This window comes from Enterococcus raffinosus (genome assembly GCF_001886185.1).
GTDB classification, from domain to species: Bacteria; Bacillota; Bacilli; order Lactobacillales; family Enterococcaceae; genus Enterococcus_A; species Enterococcus_A raffinosus.
In genome coordinates this window covers 84,524-110,496 of the sequence record NZ_JXLA01000009.1, presented here as the reverse complement: position 1 = coordinate 110,496, position 25,973 = coordinate 84,524, and the positions used below count along the sequence as shown (strand labels likewise).

Below are 25,973 nucleotides of genomic sequence, written 5' to 3'. Positions count from 1 at the left end.
TAAGCATCGTGCCTCATAAGGCAGCGATGCTTATTTTTTGATTTGTACCGCATTATTCTTTGTAAAGATATAGTTTTTCTGCTGCTTCGTTAAATAGAGATTGATTTTATTTTGCCGCAGTTTCTTTATTCCAACCTTAAAACCAACCTCTTTATTGTCCTTAATACAATACACGCCGCCTGGGATATTCTCAAAGCGAGCACGTCCTTCATCATCGGTTATTACCATCAGCGGAATCCCTTTTCGTTGGACGGGGCGCTTGCCATTTTTCGTGTACATGGCCAATTCGATTCCTGACAAGGCATTTCCCGTTAAATTGGTTCGCAAGATGTTGAGATTGAATCGGCGTTTTCTTAGCAGATAGACATGAATCGCGCGATAAATTCCAAAAAGCAGAACTAAAATCGCGACACCGACCCCAATCAACGTCAGTAATTCTTTGAGTTTTCTAGTATCATCAGCCTTCTTGATCGCCTGTGCCATTTCCTCAGTATAAGGGACTCGATGCCCCGTCACCAATAATCGATGACTATTAATCATATAAGGCGTACAGGTCAAAAGTGTTACAATGTCTCGACCCGGTTCAATGTCGATGACGGATGTATCTCGCGGTTCCACCACATCTATCTTGTCTACCTCATAGGCAAGTTTCTCTTCAAACAGGGTGATGACAAAAATCTCACCTATTTTCACATCTTCCAAATCGGTAAACAGCTTCTTTTCTGGCAAGCCGCTGTGGGCAGAAATGACAGAGTGAGTATCGATTCCACCTGTCGGAAAGGACGTCCCTTGTAATACCGTTGCCCCTTCCTGCAGCAGCTTTTCATTGGTCGTATCAAACAAGGGGAGCGTCACCTCAATCGAGGGAACACTAATGGCGCCGATCAAATGCTTGCGGATGTATTCATCACTCACAATCTTCCGCTCATTATCGTTCGTAAACTTTGGCGCCTTTGGAACAAGTCCATTCTTTTTTAATTCTTCGTTACGCTTTTTCATCCGCTCTTTGGCTTTACGAACTTGTTCCTTGTTTTGCTTGATATTTTGTTCCTGAACTTCCTCCATCCTCTTTTGATCAATAAAATCATTTACTGCATTGATATAAAAAGGATACATCATGACCAGCACGCCTACTAGAAAGACTAGGATCATAAAGATTTTGCTGAGCATTTGCCGTTTATCGCTTCTAGGCTTCGGTGATCTCTTCATGCTAGCTCACCTTGCTTTCAATAATAAAATGCTTGATCTTCTGCTTGATGTTCTTGTAACTGCGATGGCTTAAAATCTTGAATTTCTTATCCTTCAATCGCCAAACTTTTCCTTTTACACTCAAGCCATTTTCAGTCTCTACTCGATAGACGCCACCAGGGATTTGTTTGAACTCAATTTTTCCATAGGCATCGCTGACAGTGTGAACAAGTTTCCCATCAATTCGAACCACATCTCGCTTCTGCGTAAGCAATGCACGGACACCAGGTAACGGCTCGCCATTCTCGTATAGATAGAAAACGAAATTGTAATTGCGTTTTTTTGATTGATAAAGGATGATTTTCCGCCATACAAAGTAGCCGAAGATCAGAGCAAACAAAAGACAGCCTGCAACTAGATAATACACGCGACGACGATGATACTTTTCTGTCTCCTTGATTTTCTCAGCGGCCGCAACCGGATAGCTTATGCGATGCCCGGTTACCAATAACCGATGGCTATTTACTCCATAGGGTGTACAGGTCAGCAGAGTGACCAAATCACGATCCAATTCAATTTTAAGCGCGTCAAACTTATCAGGTTTCACAATTTTTATGCGATCAACCTGATAAGCTAATTTTTTCCCTTCTATATGTAAGTAAAACTTATCCTTCTTTTTAAGCAGCTCTAAATCTGTAAACAGCTTTTTTTCTGGTAGCCCGGTATGACCAGTAATGACTGAATGCGTGCCCTTTCCTCCTACCGGAAAAGAGGTTCCCTGCAAAACTGTCGCTCCCTTATCCAATAAAAAGTCATTGGTTTCATCGTAAACCGGCAAGCTGACCTTTATTTTTGGAATAAAGATAGCGCCAATCATATGCTTTTCATAATATTCCTTTTTAGGACTCTTGGTTCCCTGAAGGGAGGATTCAAAGGGATCATCAAAACTTCCAGCACCAGGAATGATCGTTTTTAATTTTTTATTTTCTTTTTCGAGCTTGTCCAGTCTTTTCTTCTTTTCAGCTTCTGATCGGGCCTCCATCTTGTCTTGAACCTCTTCCAGACGCTGCTGATCAATGTAATTATTGATCGAATCGACGACAAATGGATACATAAATATTAGAAAACCAGTGATAAACATGACAGCGATTGATAATTTTAAAAACAAGTCAATCTTGTCTCTTTTGTTTGGTTTTGCCATTATGATCCACCCCCTCTACTTATGCTAATTCTCGCATAATAAAACTCAAAAGAGAAATTCCAATTGTAAAATTTCTTTCAAATATTTGAATAATTTTCCTTTGAAAGCCGTCTCATTTCCTATGATTTAGGGGTTTTGTTTCATGCATATATTCCTATTTTTTAAGTTATTTCTTTCGCTTCTACACCTTAAAAAGTAGCAATCTTAACTAAAAATAAATATTTTTCTATGCAATAATAAGATTCTCTCATTCTTTAGCTCTTAGTTGATGGAGTCCATAAAAAAACAGGAGCCGAAGCCCCTGTTCATTTTATTTATGCCTTTAGTTCTTGGACAAGTTGTTCCAGCTCATCTAATCGTAGCGCAAAAATTTCCATCGCATCTTCAATATAGGTTGGCTGAGTCATATCAACCCCTGCCTTCTTCATGACCTCGATTGGGTAATCACTGCTGCCGGATTTTAAGTAGGTTAAGTATTTTTCTAATGCATCTGGCTCGCCTTCTACGATTCGTTTCGCTAAGGCACTTGCTGCAGAAAAACCAGTCGCATATTGGTAAACATAGTAATTATAGTAGAAATGCGGAATTCTTGACCATTCATCCTTGATTTCTTCGTCATTCACTACGATTGGTCCATAATACTTCGCGTTTAGTTCCCCGTAAAACTTGCTTAGGTGTTCGCTAGTTAATGGATTTCCTGCAGCATCTTCTGTATGAATAAAGTGCTCAAACTCCGCGAATTGCGTCTGACGGAAAATCGTTCCCTTAAAGCCATCTAAGAAATGATTAATGATATAGGCCCGAATTTTGGGATCTTTTTCTGTTTCCAATAGATAGCTGGTCAAAAGATTCTCATTGGTTGTTGAAGCAATTTCGGCTAAGAAGATGGAGTAATCACCGTAAACATAAGGTTGCGTGTGTCGTGTGAAATAGCTATGAACACTATGACCCATCTCATGTACCAATGTATACAATTCATCTAGGCGATCATGCCAGTTTAATAAAATATATGGCTGTGTGTCATAGGCACCAGAAGAGTAGGCCCCGCTGCGCTTCCCTTGATTTTCCACAACATCAATCCAGCGTTCATCGAAGGCTTTTTTAACGACTTCTAAGTATTCCTCACCTAGTGGTTTCAATGCTTCTAACGCTTTTGCCTGTGCTTCTTCGTAAGTGAACTTCACTGGCGCTTCTGCTAAAAGCGGTGTGTACAAATCATACATGTGCAGTTCTTCTAAACCGAGCAGCTCTTTCCGTAATTCCACATAACGATGCAATAGAGGTAAATATTGGTTGACTACTAGCGTCAATGTTTCATAAACATCTTCCGGGATATGATTTCCGCTAAGTGCAGCCGCCCGCGCAGAGGCATATCCGCGAATCTTCGCCTTGTAATTATGCCCTTTAATATGCGTGCTTAAGGTTGAAGCAAAGGTGTTACGGAATTGATGGTACACTGAGTACAGCGCCTTAAAGGCTTGTTCTCTCACCTTTCGATCCGTGCTTTCCAATAATTGACCATACACACCGTGTGTTAATTGAACATCTTCGCCTGCTTCATTTTGTACCACTGGAAATTTAAGATCGGCGTTGTTCATGACAGAAAAAGTATCTGCTGAGCTGCTGAAAATTTCACTGGCTCCTGCTAATAAGGCTTCCTGTTCAGCCGGCAAGACATGCGCTCGCTCTGAAATGATCTGCTCAACAAAATGACGATATAATTCTAATTTGGGCTCTGCTTCGAAAAATGACCAGATTTCTTGGTCAGAAAGCTCCAGCATTTCTGGCTCAAACCAGCTAACCGCTTCACTCACTTGTGCAATTAAGCTAGAAGCTCGCGCATACAATGCTTGGTTCGTCGTATTGGCGGTATCTTCATCATTTTTTAAATGAGCATATACATAAATGACTTCCGCCTTACGATAAATATCTAAGACATATTCGATCGCCGTTAAAAATTCGGCCGCACCTTTTCCTAAACTCCCTTTGATCTTGTCCACTTCAGTCAGTTCATCAGATAAGGCCTGGAATTTTGTTTCAAAGGCGGCGTCATCTGTAAAAATTTTAGTTAAGTCCCAAGTCAGTTCAGTGGGTACTTCCTGCCGTTTTGGCAATTGTTTTGCTTCACTCATAAAAACACTCCTAACTTGTTTTGAGATTTTCTGCTCTTTTATAATGATAAATCCATAAAGAACAGACAGCCCTCATCTATTTAATCACCATCAATCTTACCACAATTTTGAAAAAAGTATTTTTAAAAGCTGTCAGGCAGATGAAACTTTAGCCTTTCTTTGACAAAAAAGAGCTTCTAAGTAGAGGCGCTCCAATATTTCTCGCTGTTCAATACGATGAAAAAGCCATTCCCTTTGGTTTTCTTCACGATAGGCTAAAAACTGGTCAAAAATCCTTGAAGCATTCTTCCCTTCCTTTTGAAACAAGAAACGAAACACCAATAAATCATCGTGATAAAAAAAGGAATACCGACTAGGGAAGTACATCCAATCCGGCAAATACAATACGTGTCGCCGCTCTTGATAAAAATAATGCTGCAAGACTCGAATTTTCGGATTGCTTTGAACCAGCTTAAGACTTAGCGCCTGCTTTCGTTTTCTAATACTTTCTATCGTAGGAAAAAGGTGTATAGGACGTTTAGTTACAGGAGCTTTGATTATTTCACTCAAGGGCTGTGAACAGCTTGGCCAACACTCCTCGCAATAAATCAATTGCTCCATCTCATGAATATGATAAAGGAGACGGATCTGCTCTTTTTCTACTAGCCAAAGATGCAAGCCTCGCTCCTTATCAAAGGAGCAAAATTGTTTTTGCAAGGCTGAAAACTTGTCCGTAGGCCATAATTTCTTTCCCAGCAGCCACCAATCTTGATACCCCTGCTGGCGATATCCCGCCATTCGTTCCGCCAAACGTGCCCCCTTGATTGACGAACATTGAATCTCCACTGCCAATTTGTTCTGTAATAAATCGGGACGCTGCGGCAAATCGGACAATGGTGCCTCCAGCTTCCAATCGTGTTCAAATTGATTTCCCCATGAAAAAAATAATTGCTTTAACTCTAGATGTTCAGGCGTTTCCCCTTCACTCAACCCATGACACTCTCCACTACACCGATGAGCGAAATGAGGAATCTTTACTTTTCCCGCTTTTCGAATCAATCGTTCTCCACAATCTGGACAGTAAAAGGAAGTGCCCTCGTGACTTTCTGACGCTGGGATCATTTCTTTTTCTTTTGTATACGCAAACAGCATTCTTCTCACCTCATGAAAAGATACGCAGTTTTTCGCGAACTTTTGTCGAGCCGCTCTTTTTTTGCAGAATCCCCGTTTCTTTTTGCTGTACGAACGACAAAAAACCACCGTTCAAACGAACGATGGCAGTGAACACTTTAATTGAAATGCGCACGCGTAATCTCGATTGCATCACGATGCATCAAAAGCTTTCCATATTCCTCTAACATTTCTGTCGAAACGGCAGAATCTTGAGCATATTCTAAAATTTCAGCGATCACATCGGATAATCCGAACTCACCGAAAACTTCAGGGTCAAAATAGACTTGCAGATAGTATGTCCCATCTAGCAGGTATAAATCACACCAGGCCTCATCTAAAAAGTGATAGCTCGACAATTCAATCATGTCTTCAAAACTATTTAATTGAAAAACCCGTAATCGACTTACTTTTCCGTCTTCTTCAAGACTCTCAGAGTTTGCTAAAATCTGCTGCCGAATCAATTGATCGAAATCACTTGTTTCGAACTCTGTTGAGTTGTTCATTTTATTGAGATCCTCAGGTGTCAGGTTTTTACTAATAAATAGCTCCAATCCGTCATTCTTCGGAAGTACTTGGAAAGTGACAGCCTCACTGCTCTTGAACTCATCCTCGATATCGACTTCCTCTAATATACTATAGAAGAAAGATTCGATTTCACGATGATTTCCTAGTAAATCTAGAAAAGTAATTCCTCGTTCAGCTAAATCTTCATTCTCGATAATGACGCGGATCGTATTCTCATTGATGTGTTCCATCTCCATCTTGGCACACCTCACTTTAAAGATAGATTATATGTTCATTGTAACTGATTCCGACTAAAAGTAAAGAAAGCCGACGAATTTTATTAAATTCCTATAAATAAACAAGGCTCGCTACTTCAAACACGAGCTCAAAGTCTGTTCAATTCAAGTTTTCGTTAATAAATAGGAATCGTTCTTGTATGCTCGTCTAACTGACGTATACTTTGGTAAAGGAGGTCTTTTAATGATCAAGAGTATTGTGTTTGATTTAGGAAACGTTTTAATCGATTTTGACCCTATGCGCTTTGTCCGTGAAAAAACGACGGATCCTCAAAAGCAAAAAATGCTGGTGTCAGAAATCTTTGGTTCAGTGGATTGGCTGCGTTATGACAAAGGGACCATGACAAAAGATGAACTCTTTTTATCAGTCAAAACTCGCTTGCCTCGTGAACTGCGCCCTCTTGCAGAAGAGCTTTTAGCATCCTGGTATAACGGTCTAACTCCCCTGCCACATATGGCAGAATTACCGCGACGATTGAAGGACAAGGGCTTAAATGTCTACATTCTGTCGAATGCGCCACAAGATTATTATCTCTATGAGGATAAAGTCCCCAATCATGACATCTTTGATGGGATCTTTATCTCTTCAGATTGGAGATTATCCAAACCCGAGCACGAGATCTTTCGAGCCTTTTATAGTCATTTCGGCTTAAATCCTGCCGAATGCTATTTTATTGATGACATGGCCGCCAATATTTTAGCTGCTGAAGAAACTGGTATGCGGGGCTTTCATTATAAAAAGAACTTCCCTCCATTAGAAAAAGAACTAACGCGACTTCAGCTATTATAAAGAAAAAAATACCCCGCAATCGCGGGGTATTTACTCTATAATCCAGCCATTAATTGGGCTTGACGTAATTCATATTGGCGAACGTCTCGTGGTAAGAAACGACGAATTTCATCTTCGTTAAAACCAACTTGCAGACGCTTCTCGTCTATCATGATCGGACGACGCAGCAATCCAGGATTCTCTTTAACTAAGTCCAACAATTCTTTTAGTGACAATTCATCTAAATCCATGTTCAACTTTTGGAAAACTTTTGAACGGGTAGAGATGATCTCTTCAGTACCGTCCTCAGTCATTTGTAAAATGGCCTTCAACTCATCGATGTTCAATGGCTCAGAAAAAATATTTCGTTCAACGTAAGGAATCTCATGTTCCTGTAGCCAAGCACGTGCTTTCCGACATGATGTACAACTAGGGGAAGTATATAGTGTTAACATGCATATCACTCCTTTTCTTGACTCTCAATTTTTGTAACAGGTGATACTAGCTTCCTGCTATCTGTTTCTATTATACAAAAAAAAGGTAACAAAAAAAAGAGGTGCTACGTATTTTCTTTATAAATATTAGCGTTATTTAATTTATCTTAAGGGGGGCAAGGGTGTCACGACAGCAATGGTTTGTCAAGATGAGAAAACCGTGGCGCGGCTCTCATTTAAGGTAGTGTTATAACAGGTATGTAATCTGTATTAATGAGTGGCGATTTTTTGTCAAATTATCAACTTTATATTCGAAAAATAATTTTTTTATTCTATCAAAATTATTAAAATATATTTTAAAAAACAAAAAACACGCGAAAAAAACTTTGTTTTACAAGGTCTTTTTAGAATCATTTTAAAATAGATTGCTCATTAAAAGACAATAGTTATTAATTTGCAGTTACTTAATCGCGAACGGTAAAACCTTAATCTGTATTAAATTTTATCAGTAAAATCATGAGATAAAATAGATACAGCTTACAAAAAATCAAAAAAAATCAAAATTTTTATAAGGTTTTCAAAAAATGGTGAAGCCTAAAAATTCACGTGTTTTTCTCTTTTCAATCATTATTTTTTTTTGTAAGAATATTTTTGATTGACTACACGCTATGTTTTTTTCCATCTGAATCAATCGGAATAACATAACACCACTCATCTAAACATGTTGTTTTTTTGTTTTCTAACAATAAAAAAAGCATTTTTTGGTATAATGAAGGCATTGATAATTTAGGAGTGGTCCGATGATTCAAGGAATTGTTTTTGATTTAGATAATACATTATATGTGCAACAAGCCCCGTTTGCTGAAGCGATCCATTCGCTTTTTCCCACATTCCCGACTGAAAAAATGAACGCATTGTTCATTCGCTTTCGCTATTATAGTGATTTCCATTACATGAAATCGATCACTGGTGAATGGTCGCTGGAGAAAATGCGCTACGAACGTATCCGACTGGCCTTATCTGATTTTGAATTCTCACCAAATGATTCGGATCTTGATGCCTTTCAAACAGCATATGATGAGGCCTTACAAACTATTTCACTCCCACCAGCGATCTGTACAATGCTAGATTTTTTAGTCGCCCAGAAAACGCCGTTGGGAATCATTACTAATGGACCTGTGAAGCGGCAAGAGGATAAGATCCATGCACTACAACTAACACATTGGATTCCTTCAGAAAAGATCATAATCTCCGATGGCGTCCAAATTCAAAAGCCGGATCCAAGGATTTTTAAATTAATGGAAAAGAAACTTGATCTGACACCCGACAAGCTACTGTATATCGGAGACAGTTTTGATAATGATGTGGTTGGGGCCAAAGCCGCCGACTGGTCTGTTTGGTGGTTCAATCATCAGTTAAGAGCGATCCCCAAGGGCCAAACAGCGTTGTTTGAAAAGGAGATTACGTCTTTCAGCGAATTGAGTAACGCCATCACCCATAAAAAAAGTTTGCAACGCTGAGCGCTGCAAACTTTTCTACTTTTATTCTCCCAAACTCAAGATTAAGCGAATATCTTCTTCTGTAAGCTTGCTGGATTGTTCTTCATTGCCTTGGATCACTTTTTGGAATAGTTCACGTTTTTCCTGCTGCAGTTGATTCATTCGTTCCTCAATCGTACCTTCAGCAATCATTCGCCAAACTTCAACGACTTTCTTCTGACCGATTCGATGTGCTCGACCAGCGGCCTGCTCTTCCACCGCAGGGTTCCACCATAGATCATAAAGAATAACGGTGTCGGCCCCCGTCAGATTCAATCCTGTTCCCCCTGCTTTTAGTGAAATCAAGAAGACATCTTTTTCTCCTTCATTGAAGGCATCCACCATTTTCAGACGATCAGAAACTTTCGTACTACCTCTTAAATAGAAGCTGGAAATTCCTTCCTCCGCAAATTCCTTCTCAATAATGGAAAGCATGCTGGTAAATTGAGAGAACAGCAATACACGTCTGCCATTTTCTTTTGCTGCATGAATCAAGTCTTTGACCTGCTCTAATTTGCCTGAACCGCCCTCATACCCTTCCATGAAGAGGCGAGGATCATCACAAATTTGTCGCAAACGTGTCAGTCCTGCTAAAATACTTACCCGCTGCTTGCGGAAGGTCGCAGAATCCATTTGATCCACTTCTTGCCGCATTCGTTTCAGATAGGCCAAGTAGACGGTTTTCTGCTCTTCAGTCAGGCTGCTTAGAACATTGGACTCGATTCGCTCTGGCAGCTCTTGCAAGACGGTATCCTTGTCTCGACGTAATACAAATGGCTGAATCATCTTCGCGATCTCAGATACCGCCAATTGACGGAAACGTCCGATTGGCGGGAAGAATCCTGGCATCACCGTTTGGAATAGTGACCAAAGCTCTTCTAAGTTATTCTCAATCGGTGTCCCACTCAACGCAAAGCGATGCGGTATCGATAGATTTCTTAAGGCACTGGAGGTTTTCGTTGCCGCATTTTTTACCATCTGTGCTTCATCAAGGATCATATATTGATAGCCCATCGCCTCATGTAAATCGATGTCTTGGCGCAGACTTGCATAAGAAGTGATGACCACTTCTTCCGCGTCCGCAAGTAATTGCTCACGCTCACTCCGGTTTCCTGAAACCACTACCGAATTCATACTTGGTGCGAATTTTTTGATCTCAGCCTGCCAGTTATAAACCAAACTTGCTGGCGTTACGATCAGTGCTTTGATCGGCTGCTGAGCTTTTTCAGCTAGTAGAAAGGTGATTACTTGAATCGTTTTCCCTAGTCCCATCTCATCTGCTAAAATTCCGCCGAAACCGTAATCACTAAGCATTTTCAGCCAGCGGAAACCAGCTTCCTGATAAGGCCGCAGTGTTGCGTGAAGTGTATCAGGCAGCGCAGCGTGATAATCCTCAGGATGAGTCAGATCCTGTACCATCGTGGTAAAGCTCTCGCTAAACTGTGCCTGCGGGTTATCCTTCAATCGCTGTTCCAGCATAATTCCTTGGCTCTTCGGTAAGCGAATCAACCCATCTTTTGCACTGATGCGTTCCCGTAGCTGGCCAATCATCTCACTTGTTTGCTGGAAGGCCTCTGAATCAAAGGACAAGACCTCTCCGTTTTCAAGCGTATAAAAACGATCCTTCCGCAAAAGGCTGTTCAGGACTTGATCAATCTCATTGTCTTTGATACCAGTGACATCAAACTTGATGTCCAGCCATGAGCCTTCTTGATTCACTTCTAAGGTCGGCTGGAATTCTTCCCCATCTAGGAAGAGTTGACGCAGCTTTTTCCCCATTCGTACTTCTGCATAGCGTCTGAATTCTTCTATTTCGACTTTGAAGAAATAGTACAGATTCTCTTTGACCGGCAGCTTCTTCTCAAATCCAGTATCGATTTTTTGATATCGGTACGTATCAAAGAGGTCTAGAATCTGTTTCTCCTTCTTACTATCCCGCAAAATCTCAACATTATTAGGCAGTTTGGGCTGGTGGGCCTCGTTGGTAGAAAAGTAGGCATTCCCGTAGTGGAATTCTGCCTCTGCCTTGACCATCCCTTTAATCTTTCGGAAGATTACCACTGCTCGCAGCGGCTCTTCCTTCATAATTTCCGCCACCTCATCAGCTACAATGACACGTCCGATTTTCCGTAAATAAGGAAAGACCTCTGTAAACAATTGTGAAAGCTGTCGTTGCTCATAGGCGATAACTGGTTCTTTCAAGCGCTTCATCAGCTGCTTCAATGTGATATACGTATCCTGCTGCTCATGGGTCATCAGGTAATAGGAATTCTCTACAAAGCCCATGAAATAATTGCTATAGTAGTTCGTAAAACCATCCTCGATCGTTAAGCCGAAATCGTTTTCTCCACGTTTTTCTAGCGTGAAGGTTAACGGCAATTCTTGTCCTTCGTGGACTTCTGAATAGACCTTATCACCCAAATGAATACTCAAATTCCCCGTTTTCTCCATCGCTTCCAATAATTCCTGTATTCGGTGGACAGGCAATAGAAGGTAGCGCTTGTCTAATTTCCCCTTGACCTGCAGTCCGGCTTTTCCTAATAGCTGATACGTCTCGCTGACTCCAACTAAATCCTCGATCAAATCGCGGCATTTAGGGTCAAAGGCGCCGGCTTCAATCTGGAATTTGTATTGCTTATTGACGGTATAAGCCGAATCCGTTTGATAAGCATGCAAAAAGTCGTACAAATTTTTTACAATGTAGCTGCGTTTGCTTAGATTGCTGCCGATGCGCAGTGACACCGCCAATACATCCAATTCAGGATGATAAGGATTGGTGGGGATCGCTTCGACTACGAATTCAACAAACAAGGATTGCAACGGTTCGGCTTCTTTAGCCAAACGAGAAAAGCCTTGATTCAACAAATCCGCAAAGGACACACTGCTCTCCATTTTCTTAGGCAGCACTGTTTCAGGTTTGATCACACGAGACAGTCCTTTTTCCCGCAAATACAATTCTACTGCTACAGTGTGCTTGCAATAACCATGTTCCTCCCAATAAGGACACGCACAAATATCATTTTCTTTTCCACTGCCATCTAAATCAACCAGATAAAGTTCACTGCCTAATACTTCACCATGCCAAACACGCCGAGCAGGGTCTGCCTCAACGGATAAGACCCGCCCCTCTTTCAAGTACGTTCTGCCGCGTTCGATCACTTTTTCTGGAATACTCCATCTCATTTACGTTTCACTCCATCCTTCTAGCTGGTAACGAATACTGCTGCGTCCCGTTCCGCTAGTTTCCACAATAATTTGTTGTGGGATACGTTCCTTCAACTCTCTTACGTGACTGATGATACCAATCATCCGCCCCGCATTTTCGATGCCTTCTAAGGCCTCCATCGCCATTTCTAACGCTTCTTCATCTAAAGAGCCGAAGCCTTCATCAATAAATAGTGCTTCAATCGTCACGCCGCCAGCTTGGTTTTGTATCACTTCCGCTAGCCCTAATGCCAGAGAAAGTGCAGCAATAAAGCTTTCACCGCCTGACAGTGTATGGGAACTGCGGGTCGCACCGGCATTGTCATCATATACGTTGATCTCCAAGCCTGTATTGCCCTTTGAACGTCCGGTCTCCTGCTTCAATTCAAAGCGATATCGGCCTTTCGTCAGCTGATTCAGCTGCTGATTGGCGCTTTCCAGCACCTCAGCGAGATACCATTGCAGCACATAACGCTCCAAACTGATTTTTTGTGGATTGTCTCCGTTCATCGTCTGATACAGCTGGATCATTTGGCTCAATTCATCCAACTGTCCCTTACTTTGCTGCTGGAGCGCTTCGATTGCTTCGACCAGCTCACGCTGCTGACGCAATTGATTTTCCTTTCCATAATGCTGCTGCTGGAATTGGGAGAGCTCTTCTTCTTTTTCCGCCAACTGCTGCTGTAGAGGCGCCAACTCGGGTTTTTCTCGCCCTTTGATGGCTGCTTTTAAACGCTCCTGTCGATCTCTTAAAATCAATAACTCTTGATCGAAAGCCGCAATCTCTTTTTCCAATGCTGAAAGATTAAGCGCTGGCGCTGTTAAATCGGTCATGTCTAAGCCTGCTTCAACGAATTGTTGCTGTAATTGTTCCTGATACTGCTGCAGACTCTCCGATGTTTCTAGCTGCTGCTTCATCAACAGCTTTTGGTTCTCTTGCAATCGAATCCGCTGCTGCTCCGTTTCCTTCATCCGCTTTTCGTGTGCTAGAAGTTGTTTACGGTATTCTGACAGGCTTTCTGATAATTCCTTGATACGGACTTCAAGCTCTGCTAATTGCCAAGCAGCTGTCTGCTCTTCTAATCCAGCAAGTCTGCCTTGAAGCGTTTGCAGCTCACCATTGAGTGTATGAAGACTTGCTTCAGCCTCCTCTTTTTTTGTTCGATCCTCAGTGAGTTCTGTTGTCATTTGCTGTAACGCATGATCGGCTTCAGTGATCTCAACCAAAGCCTTCGTTGTTTCAGCCTGTTGCTGCTTGAGAAACTCTGTAAGCTCCGCTATTTCAGCAGCTACCTCTAGCTGATAATACTCCTGGAAAGCCTTCTGGCAATCCTGAAGTTGCTGCTCCAGAGATTCCTGTGCGGCTAATCGTTCATTTTGCAGGTGGTCAAATGCCTTCATCGCTACTTCATAACGAGCTTCCGCCTGCTCCTTTTGTAGTTCCAGCTGTTTGATACGAGCTTCTTGTGTTTCGAGTGCTACCTGCAATTGTCCCAGATTTTCCGTAGACATTTCTTCATGCTGCGCAGGATTAGGATGCTCCTTCGAGCCGCAAACCGGACAAGGCTCACCCGGTAGAAGATCCATACTCAAGCGAGCAATCTCCGCAGATGCCCATTGACTCTTTAATTTCTTATAGATTGCTGTTTCACTCGTTAATTGATTGCTAGTACGACTCGCTGTTTCAACCAATTGAGCCAGCTTGATCTGCTGATCTTCTTCCTCTTCCTGTTGATCAAAGATCTGCTTATCTAGCTCCAGCAATTGCAGAATTTTTTGCTGATATTGCAGTTCCTCATACCGTCGCTCCTGCCAAGCTTTTTCAGTCTGCCGCTTGGCTTCCAACGTTTTTTGCTTTTCTTCACAAGCCTTTATTTTCTCATTGATCAACGTCAGTTGGGTTTGCTGCTGGGTCTGTTGTTCAACGAACTTCGCTTTTTGCGTCGTTAGCTGCTCTCTTTGTTCAACTAAAGGTCGAAAAGATTCCAAGCTTTGGAGTTCTTTTTCTTTCGCTGCCCATTCAGATTTACTATTTTCAAAATCAGCGGTAATTCTTTGGTACTCCGCATAGCGTGTCTCTAACGCCTCTGCTTGTTGTTGATTTTCATCAGCTTCTTGATTTTGCTTTTTTTGAAGAAGTTCCAACTCTTGGACCCGCTCATAGGTCGGTCGCAATTTTTCGATTTTTTGTGCCTGAACTAGTCGACTTTTTTTCTCCGCCTGTTCAGGAAGCTGTTCCTCTAATTCCTGTAGCTGCTGCTGGGTTTCCTCTGCTTGATTGAAGTTCTCACAAAGCTCCTGCGCCTGCTGGAATTTCTGCTGAAGCGCTTTTTGCTCCGCCTGTTTTTCCGCCAACTCCTTTTGGCTCTTTTGAAGTGCCTGTTCCTCCTCCAAAAGATAATCCTTCGCAAAAATCAGAGATTCTTCATAGGTGGCTCCTTTTTCACTGATAACCTGCTGAAACAGCTGATCAATGCGGGTCGTCAGCTCGCTGACTGATTTTTCCAATTCGCTCTTTTGCTGCTTCAGGCTATCGGTAAAATTACGATAAATATTCGTTCCGAATAAACTGCGTAACACCGTTTCTTTTTCTGTACTGTTGGCATTTAAGAAGGTTCGAAACTCTCCCTGCGGCAGCATCACGATCTGACGAAATTGATCCTTTTGTAAATGCAGAATCTGATAGATCACTTCATTCACCGCATCAACCTTTGTATAGGCCTCCGCTTCTTGACCTGCGTCATTATAAATACTCAGTTGAACTTTTTGATTCTTCGTTGTCTCGCCTTTACCGTTTTTCTTAGCCAATGTTTGTTTAGGCCAGCGCTCAATCGAATATTGCCGTCCTTGATGTTCAAATAGAAATTGAACGCGGGTTTCTTCCGTGGGCTCAGCAAAGGACGAGCGAATTTCATTTGATGAGCGGACCCCACCGGAAGCATCTCCGTATAAAGCAAAGGTGATGGCATCAAAAATCGTAGTCTTGCCCGCACCTGTCTTTCCACTGATCAAAAACAGCGGCGCATCAGACATTTCTTCAAAGTCCACTTCTTCATGAAGAAACGGACCGAAATTTTCCATGATTATTTTCTTCGGAAGCATTCGCTTGCGCCTCCTTCTTTAAGGATCGTATGTAAGCCCTCTTCAATCCATTGCTTTTGTAAGGTTGTTAATTCATTTTGCGAAACGTCCATAAAGAAATCTTCGGTTAAGGCAATAGGAGATTTTTCCTTGATATTTTCTGTTTTCAGTCGAGCTTCGACTGCTGTTTCAAAGCCATTGGCCCGTTCCACTTGAATAATCCGCGGATAAACCTGGCGCAGCTGATTCATCAAATTGGGAATCACCGCTCGATCTTCTAAGAGGATCGAGAGATAATTTTCCCGATCAATAGCAGAATAAAACGTCGGATCTAATAAAGAAGCAAAGCTCGTCTGCAGCTCCTGAATCTCATGCAGCGGTGTTACCTCCCGAAAAGTGAACTCTCCCGTTTCCGTCTCCACGATCCAAACCCCTTTTGTTTGGTCCTTTTCTGATAGAGAATATTTTAATGGCGAGCCGCTATAGCGAGCATTCGCGAGCTTCAACGCATCCTTGCCATGAAGGTGTCCCAGCGCCACATAGTCAAACGCCTCTAATAAAGTACCGTTGATCCCATCAAGGCCACCAACCTCAATCTTCGTTTCAGAGTCTGTCTTGCTGCTCCCTGCAACAAAAAAATGACTCACCAATACATGACTTTTCGCTGGATCAAAAGATTCCTCTATTTTTTGTATTACTTTAGGCATTGCCTGCTGAATCGTTCGCAGCTCAGGGTCTTCGAAATAAATCCGTGCATCAACGGGTTCAAAATAGGGCAAAAGATAAAATTGTGTATCCGCCATTTCGATTGGAGTGAAGGCTTCTGCCAAACGAGTATGTAGATGGAAATTCGCTTGATTGAACCAAGGCGCTCCCGTAGCTAAGCGGGTCGCACTATCATGATTGCCTGAAATCGCCAGCAAAGGAAACCCCTCATGCAAGTTCCAGTCTGCGATTGTTTGATTTAATAACCGGACACTCTCTTCAGACGGTACTGACCGATCATACAAATCTCCCGCGATCACGATGGCATCCACCGCTTCTTCTTTTGCGATTTTTTTGATTTGATCAAGAATGTATGCTTGATCTGGCAGTAAATCATACCCGTGAAGCTTTTTTCCGATATGCCAGTCAGCCGTATGTAAAACTTTCATTGATCCACCCTTTTCCTCATTTAGTCCTTCCCAAAAGTATAACACGATTCAGCATTTTTTTCTGCTAGGCAAGTGAGTATCGTTTCATAAAAAGCTTTCTCTTCAACGAATTTTGCGCTACGATAAATCAAGTGACAAAAAAAAGGAGGAAATTTTGTGCCAATCGGTATTATTATTAATTCTTTATCCATCATTATCGGAGGGCTCTTGGGCGGCTTCTTAGGCCATCTACTCTCTGAAGATTTCAAAGTGCAAATCACCTTGATCTTCGGCGTTTGTTCTATGGCGATGGGGATTCCCAGCATCAGTCAAATGGCAAATATGCCCGCCGTGATCTTAGCCATCATTTTAGGTACATCATTAGGACTGCTCTTAAATTTTAATCAAAAGATTAATGCGGCAGCAACCTTGATGCAAAAACCCATCGCGAAATTCCCGCAACAGGAGTTAAAGCTTTCATACGACGACTACATGAGTACACTCGTCACTATTGTCGTCCTTTTTTGCGCCAGCGGGACTGGAATATTCGGCAGCCTAACAGAAGGAATGACGGGAGATCATACGATCCTAATCGCAAAATCAATTCTCGATTTCTTTACCGCTGCGATTTTCGCCTGCAATATCGGTTATGTGGTCTCTGTCATCGCGATCCCGCAATTCCTCATTTTTTTCTGTTTATTTTTAGTCGCGACAGTCGTTTTCCCTTTGACTACGCCAGCCATGATTCTGGATTTTAAAGCCTGCGGTGGCTTTCTAATGCTTGCCACCGGTTTTCGTATGATTAAGGTCAAGATGTTTCCGACCGCTGACATGATTCCGGCGATGCTCTTAGTGATGCCTATCAGTTGGATATGGACCACTTGGATTCTTCCCTTATTAGGATAAACAAAACAGGTATCCTCTCAATTTTGAGATGGATACCTGTTTTGTTTATCGTTTATGGCTGAACTACTCAGCGTCCTTTTCTTTAGCCACGTATTTATAGTTTGGATTAATCTCATGATCCAGCTGATCGAACGCACCTTGAACTCTACGCTCTACTTCCGCCAAACCAGCCTTATCCATTTTCTTGATATCGGAAATATCGATCGGATCGCCATACCGAATAATCACGGGAGTCCGTTTGAACAGGTGTGAGAATTTAGTTGGTCCTTGATAAACGGATGGAACGATCGGTTTCTTCGATAGACGTGAAATCAAAGCCATTCCGCCTTTTAATTCGGATGAATGGCGCGTGCCGCTCGGAAACATGATCAAGCCTTTATCAGAATCCTTCAACATTTTTACTGGTCGTTTTACAACGCTGGGTCCAGGCTTATCACGATCCACAGGAAAAGCATTCAAATGGACCAAGATAAAACGCAGAATCGGATTTTTGAAGAGCTCCGCTTTAGCCAAGAAGCTGAATTGCTTTGGTGATGCACCAAGCGCCATATAAAACGGGTCCCACCATGTTCGGTGAGGAGCGACCAAAATGTAATTTCCTTCTGGCAATTTCTCTTTATTTTGATAGTGCGCATTGCCATTGATGATGGCTAAGAGGACGCGAACGATGACACGAATAAATTTAAAAAACATTTTTTCTTCCTTTCAGTGTACTCACTAAACGTAGTATAATACAACGGTATGATTTTTTTAAGGGGGCAAAAGAAATTGTTAAGAAATGGTGAACGGATCGATCAGCTTTACGCCGAGGATATCCAAATTATCCAAAGCTCAGAAGTCTTTTCTTTCTCGATCGATGCAGTCTTACTAGCAAATTTCGCTCGTGTACCAAAACGCGGCAAAATCATTGATCTTTGCGCCGGAAATGGGGCAATTGGGCTTTTTTTGAGTCGAAAAACAGCCGCAACCATTGATCAGATCGAACTCCAGCCTCGCCTCGCTGATATGGGACAGCGAAGTATCGCTTTGAACCATTTAGAAGAACAAATGACAATGCACGAGCTGGATCTCAAAAAAACATTTGATGTTTTCAGAGCGGACTCGACAGATTTAGTGGTCTGCAATCCGCCTTATTTTAAGGAGCTGCCTACTAGTCAAAAAAATCCGAATCCCCATTTAGCGATTGCTCGCCACGAGATTCACGCGACACTAGAAGATGTCGTCAGTGTCTCTGCAAAGCTGTTGAAAATGAATGGTCGTTTTGCGATGGTTCATCGCCCGGACCGCTTTTTGGAGATCGTGGATTGTCTGCGTGCCCATCGTCTCGCACCTAAACGGATCCAATTTGTTTATCCTAAACCAGGAAAAGAAGCCAACACCCTTTTGATCGAAGGAATCAAGGATGGCAAAAGCGAGGGGTTGCGTTTTCTTCCACCATTATATACGTATGACCAATCCGGCAGCTACTCAGCCGACTTACAGGAGATGCTTTATGGCAACTGATCAATTCTTTTATGTCCTTCTTTGCAGTGATCACAGCTTTTACGGTGGATATACGACGGATCTGACACGACGTTTAGCTGAACACAACGCTGGAACAGGAGCAAAATACACGCATCCCAAAAGCCGCCGACCTGTGCAGATGATCCATGCCGAACGCTTTGAAACACGCAGCGAAGCAACAAAAGCCGAAGCTGCCTTTAAAAAACTACCTCGTAAACAAAAGGAAAAATATATACAAGACAACCAAAAAAAGAACGTTTTGTGATCCCTCACAAAACGTTCTTTTGATTATACCCCTTTTAAAATTTCTTTTGCGATCAGGTGGCAATAATGAACTGAGCCAACATCGTTTGGATGGACTTGATCATCATAGAACCAGTCTGGATGATCGTTACTGAAATCATACCAGTCAATCAAATGAACATTTTTATATTCCTTTGATGCAGCCTGTAAATTCGCGTTCACATCATTCTGCCAACGTCGGGTTGGGACATGGGTATTGATAATGAAGACCTCATGCTTATCTCCTAAGACATTCATGATCTGAGCAAAATCGTCTTTGCTGAAAGCACCATTTGTTCCTAAACTCAATAGGACAGTATCGTTCAACTCACCCTTGTCCTTCAACGCTTGCAAAAGTGGCGGACTGTCTTTCAGTTGTCGTCCGACTTCCCCATCTACCACCATATTAGGGAAAATTTCCGTTAATCCTTTTGAACCTGCTAGTAACACAGAATCCCCGAAAGCTGTCACCTTTAGATTTTTCGCTTTGGTGACTTCACGATTGCTAAGATTGTACTTATCTCCTAGACTTTTCGGTGCCTCCGAGCTGCTGGTGGTTTCCTCTGTTGGCGCACTGCCGTCAGTCGAGTCACTGCCTGAAGGTTGTACCTCTGTTTTCTTCGCCGCCTGTTTATTTTGTTCGATTTGCTTTTGCAATGCCTGCTGATTCGCATCGACCTTATTTGTCGGCGCGATAATTACTCCGACAACGGCAATTATAGTAAGCACGCTCGAAAAGATAAAACCGATTTTTCTGCGACTTTTGATTGGCGCCCAAAATGATTGCTTCAATGAGGTGAAGGTTCGACGGTAATTGAAGCGACGCAGCGGTGTCTCCACATATCGATAAGAGAGCTCTGTAACAAAAAGAATCAGAATCACTTCCATGATCGTATGAAGAAAGGTATGATTCGCAACATTAACCTTTGCTTCATAGAAGATCATTACTGGAAACTGATATAAATAGATCCCATAACTGCGTTTTCCGATCCATGAAAAGACTGGATTCGTCAACCAACGATTCCAGCTTGCTCCCGGATGTGCCGTAATAGCCACGAGTAAAACACTTAATAAGCTCACTAAGAACATCCCACCGTAATAAACGAAGGACCAATCGTCTCGCATAAAGAGAAAGGCAAGAACTAATAATAGCAACGAACCTAGTCCAATGCCGTTTAGTATCCGTTTCGCCTGCCGTGGAATCTTGGCCTTCAGTCGAGTACTTGGCCAAATAAAGGCCAATGCACCACCTAATAGGATCGAGAATAAACGAGTATCTGTGCCGTAGTAGACACGCGTCGGATCTTGCCCTGGAACAAACCAAACCGCCATTAAAATAGCAGATAGGAACGCCGCTCCGATAATTCCCAGAAAGACTTTCCCCTTATTTTTCACCAGCTTCATCAGTAAAACAAACACGATCGGCCACAAAATGTAGTTCTGTGTCTCAACAGCCAACGACCAAATATGGGTAAAGGGAGATTCGCCAGAAAAGCGGTCAAAGTAAGACATCCCATGATTGATCTGCCACCAGTTGTTTACATAGAACAAACTGCTTATGACGTTGCCTCGTAAATTATTTAATAGGTTCCGCTGAAATAATGTTATGTATGCCGAAGCCCCGATCAGCATTGTAACCAACGCCGGATACAAGCGCTTCATCCGTCGATAATAGAATTGCTTGATATCAATTCGGCCGGTCTGCTTCCATTCCTGCAACAATAAATCTGTGATCAAGTAGCCCGAGACCACAAAAAAAACAGGAACCCCTAAATATCCGCCCCGCATTTGCGCAGGCATCAAATGATATAAAATTACGCCGATTACCGCTAGGGAACGAATCCCATCAAACCCAGTAATATAGCGACTATGCTTTAGTCTTTTTCCCATAAGTTTACTTTCCAACTTTACTATAGAATATCAAATTAACTATACGTATTATTTTTGCAAACTGCAACATTTTCTCAATAAAAAAAGTATTTCCTAAATATTTTAGTTTTTAGCAGACGAACGTTTGATGAGAAACTTGATTCAGCCAGCTCAAATTTGATCCAATCATCTTCATTTAAGTATACTCCACTAAGTAACCTGCACTCCATTTTCTGAAAGAGACAGTTTTCCAGCAGATTTTACGAACCAGCGTTTGACTCGTAAAAAAAGTTGAGACAATTGTCCCAACTTTTTAGTCCTTTTAATCCATGGATTCTTCGTAAAAGCGTCCCATGATTCGTACATTTTCTGAGATACTTACAAAGGCATCAGGATCATTTTCCCGCATGATTGACTCCAATACCGGCAATTCAAAGCGGGTAACGACGGTGAATAAAACGGTCTGCTTGTCGTGCTTATACGCCCCTTCCGCTTCGTTGATGATCGTGATCCCGCGACGCATTTGATCTTGAATACCATTGATCACTTGGTCGGGACATTTCGTAACGATCATGACCTGCATCTTGCGCTGCTTTGTATAAAGCGCGTCGGTCAATTTTCCACTCATGAAGATCGCCAAAGCAGAATAGAACATGTATTGCCAGCTAAATAGAATTCCCGCCATCAGCATGATCATAATATTAAAAATGATCGAGATCGAGCCAACGGAAGTTCCTGTTCGCTTACGAATTGTAATACTCAAAATATCCAATCCGCCAGAAGACAAGCCATTCTTCAAGGCAAAGCCGATACCGACACCCATGATCGCCCCACCAAAGATCGCACAAATGATCGGATCTTTCGTTAATGTCGTTTGGGGAATAATGTGAATGAAGAACGACGTTAAGAAAACGGTGATGAATGTAAAAATCGTAAACTTATGACCAATCTTAAACCATGCCAAGAAAAACAAGGGCACGTTGATCAAAAATAAAGTGATGGATACAGGCACCGTAAAGCCAATCACACGGTGCGACAAGGTCGTTAAGATTTGCGCGAAGCCGGTCGCTCCGCTGGAATAAATGTGTCCTGGTTGGTAAAAAAAGTTTACGGCAATCGCCGCTAAAAATGCATAAACAACTGCGACAGATAATCGGGTGGCGTAATCGTGATGGGGCCACTCCTCTATCTTCTTTTTCATCATGTTATGTCCGCCTCATTTCAAAATTTCACTCACATTATACGTATTTTCATAAAAAAAAGAAAGCACCTACCATGATGGCAGGCACTTCTCTTAGTATATTCTTAGAGTTATTAGAAATATGAAAAATCATTCAGCGAACTTTCCCACATGATACTTTATATATCGATTTACAGACTAGCTTTTCTAATTATTCTTCTATTTTTGTTACATCAATGCTCAACTCATAAAGCTGTAACGGCGATACGGTACTTGGCGCATCAGACATAGGGTCTGCTGCTTTCCCGTTCTTAGGAAAGGCAATGACTTCACGAATATTGTCTTCACCAGCCAATAACATCGCAAAACGATCCAAGCCAAGGGCGATTCCGCCGATTGGAGGGAACCCATAATCCAATGCTTCCAATAAGAAGCCGAATTGTTCATTGGCGCTTTCGCGAGTAAAGCCTAATGTTTCAAAGACTTGCTCCTGCAATTCACGGGTATTAATACGCAAAGATCCGCCACCTAATTCGTAGCCGTTCAAGACAATATCATAAGCTTGCGCATAAACCTTTTCAGGGTGCTCCTTCAAGTTCGGAATATCTTTTTCCATCGGCATCGTGAACGGATGGTGAGCAGAGACGTAACGGCCTAACTCTTGATCGAATTCAAATTGCGGCCAATCAACAACCCACAGATAATCAAAACGATTTTCATCAATCAAGCCAAGCTCTTTCCCAACTTTTGAACGAACTGCGCCTAAAGCAGTTACTGCTGTTAAGAATTGATCCGCCGCAAACATCAAAACATCGCCCGCTTCGGCATTTGTTGCCTTTTTCAACTCTTCACTGACGCCACCCATGAATTTCGCGATTGGGCCAGTTAGCTCGCCATTTTCATCCACTTTGATCCAAGCCAAGCCTTTTGCTCCGAATTGGCCAACGAATTGACCTAAGCGATCCAATTCCTTACGAGAATATTTGTCCGCCGCACCTTTTGCGTTCAAGGCTTTAACCACGCCGCCGTTGTCAGAAGCCATACGGAATACTTTGAAGTCTGTCGCAGCAGCGATATCGGTAACATCGATCAATTCCATGTCAAAACGTGTATCTGGTTTGTCTGACCCATAGCGTTCCATCGCTTCATCCCAAGTAATACGTGGGAATGGCAGCGTTACTTCAACGCCGCGAACATCCTTCATTACTTGCGCGATCATCGCTTCTGTATATTCTTGAATCTCTTCAGCCGTTAAGAAGCTTGTTTCGATATCGATTTGAGTAAATTCTGGTTGACGGTCCCCACGTAAATCTTCATCACGGAAACAACGAACGATTTGATAATAGCGGTCAAAGCCAGCAGTCATCAATAATTGCTTCAAAATTTGTGGTGATTGAGGCAACGCATAAAAATGTCCCGCATGCACACGTGAAGGAACTAAGTAGTCCCGCGCGCCTTCTGGTGTAGATTTCGCCAAGTAAGGTGTTTCAATATCTAAGAAATCATTGTCATCTAAGAAGCGACGAACTGATTGCGTTAAGCGGTGGCGCATCATCAGGTTTTGTGTCATTTTCGGACGACGCAAATCCATGTAACGATATTTCAAGCGCACTTCATCGCTGATATTTTGTTCATCTTCGATTGAGAATGGCGGCGTTTTTGCACTATTTAAAATAGTGATCGCTTCACCCTTCACTTCATAATCCCCAGTCGCCATTTTCTTGTTCACGGCACCTGGATCACGACGGATAACTGTCCCTGTAATTTCAACGACAAATTCGCTGCGGCATTGATCCGCAACTTCCCAAGCCGTTTTTGATTCTTCTGGGTTGAAAACTACCTGTACAACCCCTTCACGGTCACGTAGGTCGATAAAGATCAATCCGCCTAAATCACGACGTTTTTGCACCCACCCTTTTAATGTTACTTTTTGATCCAAATACTCATCGGACACGCGTCCGCAATAGACAGTACGTCTAGCCATTTTTTCATTCCTCCATTTATTTAAGTAATCTACCTTGTTAAAAGTAAGATTTATTTCATTTAATCAAGCTTTGGCATGGTCATTTCATCATAGATTGCTGCAAAGTCTTCATAAAGATCAGCTAGTGGAAAAGCTTTTTCTTCCCGAGTCGCAGAATCCTTCACATTGATGACGCCTTTTGCCAACTCATCTTCACCTAAGGTTAGGACAAGCTTCGCGCCTTCCTTATCAGCCGTCTTAAATTGCGCTTTTGCTTTTCTTCCCATAAAATCCCGATCTGCTGAAAAACCAAAGCCGCGAATCGCTTGAACGACCTTCAAACTCTCCATATTTGTTTCCTCACCAAGTCCTACTACATAGGCATCAAGACTTGCCGCACTTGGAATCATTACGTCTTCTTGTTCCAGAGTTAATAGAATCCGTTCAATCCCCATCGCAAAACCGATACCTGGTGTTTCCGGTCCGCCCAGTTCTTCTACAAGTCCGTCATAACGTCCACCACCACAGATCGTTGTTTGTGCACCCATTCCAGGAGCATCACTCATGATCTCAAAAATCGTATGGTTATAATAATCCAAACCACGAACCATCCGGTGATCGATTTCATAGGAAATATTCAAATATTCCAATGTCTTTGTGACACCTTCAAAGTAGTCCTTTGCATAATCGCTTAAATAATCTAAGATGCTTGGCGCATCCGCAACAATTGGTTGATCCTTGCGATCTTTACTGTCTAAGACCCGTAATGGATTTTCATGTAAACGACGACGAGAATCTTCGCTTAACTCTTCTTCATGCGCCTCCAAATACGTAATTAACGCTTGACGATAGTTTGTACGCGTTTCTTTGTCTCCCAAAGTATTGATCACTAAACGCAGCTGAGTGATCCCCAGCTGTTTAAAGAAATCCATCGCCATCGCCATTACTTCAACATCCAAGCTCGGATTTTCACTGCCAAAGGCTTCTACACCGATTTGGTGGAATTGACGCAAACGGCCTTTTTGCGGACGTTCATATCGGAACATCGGACCTGTATAGTAAACCTTATAAGGCTTCTTGAATTCTGGTCCAAACAATTTATTCTCAACATAAGCCCGTACAATTGGTGCCGTTCCTTCAGGACGAAGCGTCACATGACGATCCCCTTTGTCGTGAAAATCATACATTTCCTTTGAAATGATATCTGTCGTATCCCCAACGCTGCGGGCGATGACTTCATAGTGTTCAAAAATCGGTGTGCGGATCTCTTGATATTGGTAGTCGTTGAATACTAAGCGGGCAGTCTCTTCGACAAACTGCCATTTTTCGCTTTCTCCCGGTAAAATATCATTGGTCCCTTTTGGTCGCTGATAACTCATGGTTTATCTCCTTCATATTGATGTATTTATTTTAACTTTGCAGAAAAGTACGATTGCTCTTCAAGCCAGATACCCTTCTGTAGAGGTGTTATACCTTGGATTAAAAATTTGTACGTTTTGGTAAAAAGAACTCGCAGCTAGCTCACAAGTAAGGGAATCATTTTTTAAAAGCGTGAAAAATGAGCTCATCTTCGTACGCATACGATTCTGCTATACTACTTGTTCACTAGATTGCTGCAAACTTATAGTTACCTTTCAA

Annotated in this window: 19 protein-coding genes; 5 read left to right on the top strand and 14 right to left on the bottom strand. The window is 42.2% G+C overall.

Annotation, left to right across the window (positions count from 1 at the left end; translation table 11 throughout):
• Positions 1–30: 30 nt before the first annotated feature.
• From RV13_RS06725 to RV13_RS06705, 5 genes are all read right to left on the bottom strand, one after another.
• Complete coding sequence (locus RV13_RS06725) at positions 31–1,209, bottom strand: class C sortase (protein WP_010746497.1); 1,179 nt, start codon at positions 1,207–1,209, stop codon at positions 31–33.
• A gap of 1 nt (position 1,210) precedes the next feature.
• Positions 1,211–2,389, bottom strand: coding sequence for a class C sortase (locus RV13_RS06720; protein ID WP_010746498.1), 1,179 nt, complete (start codon positions 2,387–2,389; stop codon positions 1,211–1,213).
• A 314-nt stretch (positions 2,390–2,703) separates the two neighbouring features.
• Complete coding sequence (pepF, locus tag RV13_RS06715; RefSeq protein WP_010746499.1) at positions 2,704–4,521, bottom strand: oligoendopeptidase F; 1,818 nt, start codon at positions 4,519–4,521, stop codon at positions 2,704–2,706.
• A gap of 132 nt (positions 4,522–4,653) precedes the next feature.
• Positions 4,654–5,652 (bottom strand): competence protein CoiA, encoded by a 999-nt coding sequence (locus tag RV13_RS06710; RefSeq protein WP_010746500.1) that lies wholly within the window; start codon positions 5,650–5,652, stop codon positions 4,654–4,656.
• A 137-nt stretch (positions 5,653–5,789) separates the two neighbouring features.
• The gene (locus RV13_RS06705; RefSeq protein ID WP_010746501.1) at positions 5,790–6,434 is read right to left on the bottom strand and encodes an adaptor protein MecA; all 645 of its coding nucleotides are present in this window, start codon (positions 6,432–6,434) and stop codon (positions 5,790–5,792) included.
• 223 nt (positions 6,435–6,657) lie between these two features.
• On the opposite strand from RV13_RS06705, the gene RV13_RS06700 reads away from it, so the two are divergent.
• Entirely contained in the window at positions 6,658–7,263 is a 606-nt protein-coding gene (locus RV13_RS06700) for an HAD family hydrolase (RefSeq protein WP_010746502.1), read from the top strand.
• Positions 7,264–7,298: 35 nt separating this feature from the next.
• Here the strand turns inward: RV13_RS06700 and spxA are convergent, their stop codons facing one another.
• Positions 7,299–7,697 (bottom strand): transcriptional regulator SpxA, encoded by a 399-nt coding sequence (spxA, locus tag RV13_RS06695; protein ID WP_010739854.1) that lies wholly within the window; start codon positions 7,695–7,697, stop codon positions 7,299–7,301.
• A 779-nt stretch (positions 7,698–8,476) separates the two neighbouring features.
• On the opposite strand from spxA, the gene RV13_RS06690 reads away from it, so the two are divergent.
• Positions 8,477–9,196 carry an HAD family hydrolase gene (locus tag RV13_RS06690; protein WP_010746504.1) on the top strand — a complete coding sequence of 240 codons (720 nt, stop codon included), beginning with the start codon at positions 8,477–8,479 and terminating at the stop codon, positions 9,194–9,196.
• Between the two features lie 21 nt (positions 9,197–9,217).
• Here the strand turns inward: RV13_RS06690 and RV13_RS06685 are convergent, their stop codons facing one another.
• The 3 genes from RV13_RS06685 to RV13_RS06675 are packed head-to-tail and all read right to left on the bottom strand — an operon-like array spanning position 9,218 to position 16,653.
• Positions 9,218–12,397 carry a DEAD/DEAH box helicase gene (locus RV13_RS06685; RefSeq protein ID WP_010746505.1) on the bottom strand — a complete coding sequence of 1,060 codons (3,180 nt, stop codon included), beginning with the start codon at positions 12,395–12,397 and terminating at the stop codon, positions 9,218–9,220.
• On the bottom strand, positions 12,398–15,520 hold the full coding sequence (locus tag RV13_RS06680) for an AAA family ATPase (protein WP_010746506.1): 3,123 nt from the start codon (positions 15,518–15,520) through the stop codon (positions 12,398–12,400). It lies immediately after the preceding gene.
• The gene (locus RV13_RS06675) at positions 15,502–16,653 is read right to left on the bottom strand and encodes an exonuclease SbcCD subunit D (protein WP_010746507.1); all 1,152 of its coding nucleotides are present in this window, start codon (positions 16,651–16,653) and stop codon (positions 15,502–15,504) included. The genes RV13_RS06680 and RV13_RS06675 overlap by 19 nt, the downstream gene beginning before the upstream one ends.
• Before the next feature lie 156 nt (positions 16,654–16,809).
• Between RV13_RS06675 and RV13_RS06670 the strand changes: the two genes are divergently transcribed.
• Positions 16,810–17,538: a DUF554 domain-containing protein gene (locus tag RV13_RS06670; protein ID WP_010746508.1), complete on the top strand. Its 729-nt coding sequence runs from the start codon at positions 16,810–16,812 to the stop codon at positions 17,536–17,538.
• A gap of 63 nt (positions 17,539–17,601) precedes the next feature.
• On the opposite strand, the gene RV13_RS06665 is transcribed toward RV13_RS06670, so the two are convergent.
• Positions 17,602–18,231, bottom strand: coding sequence for a lysophospholipid acyltransferase family protein (locus tag RV13_RS06665; RefSeq protein WP_010746509.1), 630 nt, complete (start codon positions 18,229–18,231; stop codon positions 17,602–17,604).
• 75 nt (positions 18,232–18,306) lie between these two features.
• On the opposite strand from RV13_RS06665, the gene RV13_RS06660 reads away from it, so the two are divergent.
• Both RV13_RS06660 and RV13_RS06655 read left to right on the top strand, forming a co-directional pair.
• Positions 18,307–19,041, top strand: a complete 735-nt coding sequence (locus tag RV13_RS06660) for a tRNA1(Val) (adenine(37)-N6)-methyltransferase (protein WP_010746510.1) — start codon at positions 18,307–18,309, stop codon at positions 19,039–19,041.
• Positions 19,031–19,306, top strand: coding sequence for a GIY-YIG nuclease family protein (locus RV13_RS06655; protein WP_010746511.1), 276 nt, complete (start codon positions 19,031–19,033; stop codon positions 19,304–19,306). Before RV13_RS06660 ends, RV13_RS06655 begins: the two co-directional genes overlap by 11 nt.
• Positions 19,307–19,329: 23 nt before the next feature.
• Here the strand turns inward: RV13_RS06655 and RV13_RS06650 are convergent, their stop codons facing one another.
• The 4 genes from RV13_RS06650 to hisS all read right to left on the bottom strand — a co-directional run bounded on the left by RV13_RS06650 (position 19,330) and on the right by hisS (position 25,714).
• On the bottom strand, positions 19,330–21,213 hold the full coding sequence (locus RV13_RS06650; protein WP_010746512.1) for an acyltransferase family protein: 1,884 nt from the start codon (positions 21,211–21,213) through the stop codon (positions 19,330–19,332).
• A 301-nt stretch (positions 21,214–21,514) separates the two neighbouring features.
• Positions 21,515–22,393 carry a YitT family protein gene (locus RV13_RS06645; RefSeq protein ID WP_028021118.1) on the bottom strand — a complete coding sequence of 293 codons (879 nt, stop codon included), beginning with the start codon at positions 22,391–22,393 and terminating at the stop codon, positions 21,515–21,517.
• Positions 22,394–22,583: 190 nt separating this feature from the next.
• Positions 22,584–24,356 (bottom strand): aspartate--tRNA ligase, encoded by a 1,773-nt coding sequence (gene aspS / locus RV13_RS06640; RefSeq protein WP_010746514.1) that lies wholly within the window; start codon positions 24,354–24,356, stop codon positions 22,584–22,586.
• Between the two features lie 59 nt (positions 24,357–24,415).
• Positions 24,416–25,714, bottom strand: a complete 1,299-nt coding sequence (hisS, locus tag RV13_RS06635) for a histidine--tRNA ligase (RefSeq protein WP_060789360.1) — start codon at positions 25,712–25,714, stop codon at positions 24,416–24,418.
• Positions 25,715–25,973: the final 259 nt, after the last annotated feature.